This is a genomic window from Thiohalophilus sp., assembly GCF_031581315.1.
In the GTDB taxonomy this organism is placed as follows: Bacteria; Pseudomonadota; Gammaproteobacteria; order UBA6429; family Thiohalophilaceae; genus Thiohalophilus.
In genome coordinates this window covers 1-5,613 of record NZ_JAVLAZ010000122.1, presented here as the reverse complement: position 1 = coordinate 5,613, position 5,613 = coordinate 1, and the positions used below count along the sequence as shown (strand labels likewise).

The 5,613-nt window shown below is 58.5% G+C and carries 7 protein-coding genes; 2 read left to right on the top strand and 5 right to left on the bottom strand.

What is annotated here, in order from left to right; genetic code table 11:
* The 5 genes from rpoS to surE all read right to left on the bottom strand — a co-directional run.
* Positions 1-959 (bottom strand): RNA polymerase sigma factor RpoS (rpoS, locus tag RI563_RS12345; RefSeq protein ID WP_310694687.1); only part of this gene is annotated, 959 nt, incomplete at its 3' end.
* A 15-nt stretch (positions 960-974) separates the two neighbouring features.
* Positions 975-1,703, bottom strand: a complete 729-nt coding sequence (locus tag RI563_RS12340; RefSeq protein WP_310694686.1) for a peptidoglycan DD-metalloendopeptidase family protein — start codon at positions 1,701-1,703, stop codon at positions 975-977.
* A complete protein-coding gene (locus RI563_RS12335) occupies positions 1,700-2,281 on the bottom strand; it encodes a YqaA family protein (protein ID WP_310694685.1) in 582 nt (193 codons plus the stop codon). Before RI563_RS12335 ends, RI563_RS12340 begins: the two co-directional genes overlap by 4 nt.
* Positions 2,278-2,940: a protein-L-isoaspartate(D-aspartate) O-methyltransferase gene (locus RI563_RS12330; RefSeq protein ID WP_310694684.1), complete on the bottom strand. Its 663-nt coding sequence runs from the start codon at positions 2,938-2,940 to the stop codon at positions 2,278-2,280. Before RI563_RS12330 ends, RI563_RS12335 begins: the two co-directional genes overlap by 4 nt.
* On the bottom strand, positions 2,937-3,695 hold the full coding sequence (gene surE, locus RI563_RS12325) for a 5'/3'-nucleotidase SurE (RefSeq protein ID WP_310694688.1): 759 nt from the start codon (positions 3,693-3,695) through the stop codon (positions 2,937-2,939). The genes RI563_RS12330 and surE overlap by 4 nt, the downstream gene beginning before the upstream one ends.
* A gap of 124 nt (positions 3,696-3,819) precedes the next feature.
* Here surE and RI563_RS12320 point away from each other — a divergent pair, with 124 nt between their 5' ends.
* On the top strand, positions 3,820-4,362 hold the full coding sequence (locus RI563_RS12320) for a Smr/MutS family protein (protein ID WP_310694683.1): 543 nt from the start codon (positions 3,820-3,822) through the stop codon (positions 4,360-4,362).
* A 175-nt stretch (positions 4,363-4,537) separates the two neighbouring features.
* A partial coding sequence (locus RI563_RS12315; RefSeq protein WP_310694682.1) for a nitrate- and nitrite sensing domain-containing protein occupies positions 4,538-5,613 on the top strand: 1,076 nt, incomplete at its 3' end.

Genomic DNA, 5,613 nt, shown 5'->3' with positions numbered 1-5,613 from the left:
GCTTCGAGCTGGATCTGCCGCACCCGCTCGCGGGTCACGCCAATGGTGTTGCCCACCTCTTCCAGGGTGGCGACGTCATAGCCGTGCAGGCCGAAGCGGCGTTCGACCACTTCGCGCTGTTTTTCGCTGAGCTGCGCCAGCCACTGTTCGATGTTGGCCTTGACGTCATCGTCCTGCAGCATGGTGACGGGATCGCTGTTGTTCTCGTCGGGAATCGCGTCGAGCAGAGAGTTATCGGCGTCGTGGCCCATGGGCGAGTCGACCGAGGCGATGCGTTCGTTGAGGCCGAGCATTTTTTTCACCTCGTCGATCGGCTTGTCGAGCATCTCGGCGATTTCTTCGGTGGAGGGCTCGTGATCCAGGCTCTGCGACAGATGCCGCGCGGCGCGCAGGTAGATGTTGATTTCCTTGACCACGTGGATCGGCAGACGGATGGTACGGGTCTGGTTCATGATGGCCCGCTCGATGGTCTGGCGGATCCACCAGGTGGCGTAGGTGGAGAAGCGAAAACCACGTTCGGGGTCAAACTTTTCGACCGCACGGATCAGACCGAGATTGCCCTCTTCGATCAGATCCAGCAACGCCAGACCACGATTGAGATAGCGCCGGGCGATCTTGACGACCAGCCGCAGGTTAGATTCGATCATTTTTTTACGCGCGGCTTCGTCGCCCTTGAGGGCCTTGCGCGAATAGAATTTTTCTTCCTCGGCCGTCAGCAATGGCGAGTAGCCGATTTCACTGAGGTATAAACGGGTGGCGTCGAGCTGACCTTCGGGAATCACGCCGGGCTCATACCGATGCGGTTCCTCGATCGGCGCGGCATCAGCCGAATCGTCATCCACATCGTCTCCCATGACCAGTTCTTCCGCATCGGCGTCCTCTTCGGGAAGTGCATCCAGGTCTTCCTCGACTTCCTTGTCGTGCTTGATCTTGTTGCCATCATTTCCATGCTCAGCCATAGGCGACTACCGTGACTACGACCCCTTCTTTGGCAAGTACTTGACCGGGTCCTGCGGTGTGCCGTTGCGACGAATCTCGAAATGCAACATCGCCGGCCCCGATCCGTTATTTCCCATATCAGCAATGTGCTGTCCGGATGTGACGGTGTCATTCTCCTGGACGTGTAACTTACTGTTGTAGGCGTAAGCGCTGAAATAGGTGGTATTGTGTTTTATTATTATCAGGTTCCCGTAACCGCGTAAACCGTTGCCGCTGTAGACCACCTTGCCATCCGCAGCAGCCTTTACAGACTGCCCCATTCTGCCAGCAATATCCAGCCCTTTTTTACCCGGATCGCTGCCCGAAAACGTATTGACGATCTCCCCGTCGACCGGCCATTCCCAGGCCAGTGTGCGGTTATCGTCGGGAGGTTCGGGTGACGGTGTGCTACGAGCTGTTCGACGCGGACTGGCGGGTGCTTCATCAGTATTCTCCGCACTTTGCACGGCGGCGGTACGCCCCGGATACATATGGATTTTCTGGCCGGGATAGATGGTATAGGGCGCGCTGATCCCGTTCCAGCGCGCCACCGTGCGATAATCGTGGCCGTGTTGCCAGGCGATAGAATAAAGGGTGTCGCCCTTGCTGACAGTATACTCGGCGCCTTTACCGCCGCGCTCGCGATCCGGGTCGTAGTGCACGAAAGGCCGGCACCCGGCCAGTGCCACAACCACCATAATGATGCCAATAACCCCGGGTTTCATCCGTTATTCAAAACAAAGTACGCCGCAATCACGGCAAGAATCACCAGCCAGCCAAGCCGGTCGATATACTGACGCAGGGTTTGTTGCATGACCGGCCCGCCCCACTTCATCAGACCCGCCACCATGAAAAAGCGCGCCCCGCGCCCGATGGCGGATGCGATCACAAAGGGGATAAACACCATGCTGACAACCCCGGCCGTGATAGTGAAAACCTTGTAGGGTATTGGGGAAAACCCGGCTATGAAAATTACCCAGATCCCCCACTCATCAAACCAGGCGCGCGTCTGCAGATATTTTGCCCAGTAACCGCCACTGTGCAGCAACGGTTCGATCATTTCAAAGGCAAACATACCAATTAGATAACCGAGCATACCGCCGAGCACCGAGGCGATGGTGGTGAGTAACGCAAAGTGCCAGGCGCGCTCGGGTTTCGCCAGCGACATCGGCGCCAGCATGACATCGGGCGGAATGGGAAAAAAAGAGGATTCGGCAAAGCTGAGGCCGGCCAGATAGGCGGGTGCCCGACGATGGGCGGACCACAGCATTACCCGATCGAACAGGACAGTAAACAGTTTCACGATAAATCTCCTTGAACCAACGGCACGAAACTGACTGCCTCCAGCCGGGTCTCGCTGAATTCATCGCCCTGGCGCGTGATCAGGCGCAAGCGCTGGGCCTGTCCCTGCCCGCCGGTGGGAATCACCAGCCGCCCGCCGTCGGCCAGCTGCTGCAACAGTTCTTCGGGTACCGATTCAGGCGCGGCGGTGACGATAATCCCATCATAGGGCGCATGTTTTTTCCAGCCCCAGTTGCCGTCACTGTGCTGATAGCGCACATTGTTGAGACCCAGTTCGTACAGCAGGTTGCGCGCGCGTTGCTGCAGCGGCGCGACACGCTCCACGGTAAAAACCTCCTCCACCAGTTGCGCCAGAATGGCGGTCTGATAGCCACAACCGGTGCCCACTTCCAGAACCCGTCGCGGCGGGTGAGAGCCAAGCAGAACTTCGGTCATGCGCGCGACAATATAGGGCTGAGAGATGGTCTGGCCGTTGCCGATGGGCAAGGCGGTATCTTCATAGGCGCGCGAGGCAAGCGCTTCGTCAACGAACAGATGGCGCGGTGTGGAGCGCATGACCTCCAGGATCGCCTCGTTGGCGATGCCCTTTTCCCGCAAGCGATCGATAAGCCGATCGCGGGTGCGTTGCGAGGTCATGCCGATCCCCTGACGTGTGTTCATGTGCCCCACTTCGCCAGCCAGTCGGCGACCGACTGCAGGCTCTGATGACGGGTCAGATCGATCTGGATCGGCGTGACGGAAACATAACCGTTGCGCACCGCGAAAAAATCGGTGCCCGGCCCGGCGTCCTGCTCGGCCCCCGGCGGCCCCACCCAGTAGATGTCGCGGCCGCGCGGATCCTCGGCCTTGATCACCGGCTCGGCCCTGTGCCGATGGCCCAGACGGGTGGCCTGATAACCCGACAATTCTTCATAGGGCATATCCGGTACGTTGATATTCAATATGGTGTCCTGCGGCAGCGGATCGCTGGCCAGACGATCGATGAACTGGCGCGCCACCCGGGCGGCGGCCTCGTAATGGGTAAAGCGGTGACCGCTGCCCGCCAGCGAGACCGCCACCGCCGGCAGGCCCAGAAAGCGCCCTTCCATGGCCGCCGCCACGGTACCCGAATAGAGCACATCATCGCCCATGTTGGCGCCGGCATTGATGCCGGAGATGACCATGTCGGGTTCGTGATCCAGCAGGCCGGTGATGGCCAGGTGGACGCAATCGGTGGGTGTGCCGTCGACACGGATCAGGTTCTCGCCCAGGCGCCGGGCGCGGATCGGCATTTCCAGGGTCAGGGAATTGCTGGCACCACTTCGATCCCGCTCCGGCGCCACGATGGTAATCTCGGCGACATCCTGCAGGGCCTCGGCCAGGGCGTTGATCCCCGGGGCTTCATAGCCGTCATCATTACTCAACAGTATCCGCATGTTGTTGCAGAGACTCATATCTTGGTTGGAAGTGGTTGAATAGGCGGTAAATTTGGCCCTACTATACCGGATAAGCGCGATCCCGCCTACATTTTCCTGAACGCGACCTCGCAAGCGATTAGTCATGAGCAAGAAAACACCCAGCAAAGAGGAACAGGATCTGTTCCGCGAGGCCGTGCAGGATGTCCGTCCCTTGCAGGTCGAACCGCGCCATGAACCACCGCGACACAAACCGGCGCCCCGCCCCCGTCAGCGCGAACTGGACGAGGCCGCCGTACTGAAGGAAATGCTCTCCGATCCGGTGCATCCCGAGGAACTGGAAACCGGCGAGGAGCTGCTGTTCATCCGCGGCGGTCTGCAGCACAAACTGGTCAAGAAACTGCGCCGCGGCGAGCTGGCGATCGAGGCCGAGCTGGACCTGCACGGCCTGTTTCGCGAGCAGGCCCGTGAGGCCGTGGTCGGTTTTCTGGCCGAGTGCCGACAAAACCGGGTGCGCTGCGTACGCATTATCCACGGCAAGGGCCATGGCTCCCAGCAGAAGCGCCCCGTGCTCAAACAGTACGTCAACCACTGGCTGCAACAGCGTGACGAGGTGCTGGCCTTCTGCTCCGCCCGCCCGGTCGACGGCGGCACCGGCGCCATCTACCTGCTGCTCAAGCGGGGTTGAATTCCCATCACCTCACGGGGCGAAAACCCCTAAAGCTTGTCGGATTCCATCCGCTAATAACTTCAGATTAAAACGTCAACCGAGTTCTATCGGGTGATTGACAAACCCGGACATAGCTTTCCGCCGATATCAAGCGGGAGAGCCGCAACGACACAATATGTATGAAGGAGTTGTCATGAAAGCACTGTTTAACCCCGCTGTGTATCTTATGAACCGGTTTCGTTATCCGATCAAGTTTGGACTGATCTTCGTTGTTGTAATGATTCCTCTGATCGTCCTCACCAGCATCCTGTTCTCCAATCTGGATAATGAAATCGCTTTTTTGAAGAACGAGCGTAACGGCCTGGCCTATATCAAGACGGCCCGCGAGCCGGTCCAGTTTATCCAGCAGCACCGTGGGCTCACCGCCGCCTATCTCAACGGCGATGAAACACTGCGCAACGCGATAATGCAAAAACGCGATCAGGTCGACAGTGCCCTGAACCAGCTCGAACAGGTGGATACCCGGCTCGGTGATAAACTGCAGACCGGTAACACGCTCTCCGGTCTCCAGCGTCAATGGCAGAACATTAAGGCTAATGCCTTTGACATGCAATCGGCCGAGAGTCTGAAGACCCACTCCAAACTGGTCGCCGATATCATGGGGCTGATCAGCCGGGTGGCCGACAGTTCCGAAATCACCCTGGACCCGGTGCTGGACAGTTATTATCTCGGGGACGCCCTGGTCACCAAGTTGCTCTCTCTCACCGAGGCGATGGGCAAATCCCGTGCCGTGGGCAGTGGTGTGGCCGCCGCCGGGGAGTTCACGCCGGACAAGTTTATTCAGTTGTCGATTCTGGTCAATGAAATTGAAAACAACAACCAGAGCCTGCGTAACGGTCTGAATGCCGCCTTTGAAACCAACCCGGCAGTTGCTGCCCAGCTCAAAACAGCCGTCGAAGAAAACAATCAGGCGGTCGACAGCATCGAACACCTGCTCAATGACGAATTGCTCAATGCAGACACCATCAATGTCGACAGCAAGACCGTGTTCGATCGCGCCACCGAGGCCATCGATAAATCCTACGCACTCTACGACGCCATCGTGCCGGTACTGGATGGACTGTTCGTCGATCGTATCCAGAAAGACAAAGAGATTGAATTTATGGCCATTGCCACCGTGGTGGTGGTGCTGTTAATCGTCTTCTATGTCTTTGCCGGGCTCTATCTGTCCGTGGTGGATAACATCCGCCGGGTCGACGAGGCCTCTTC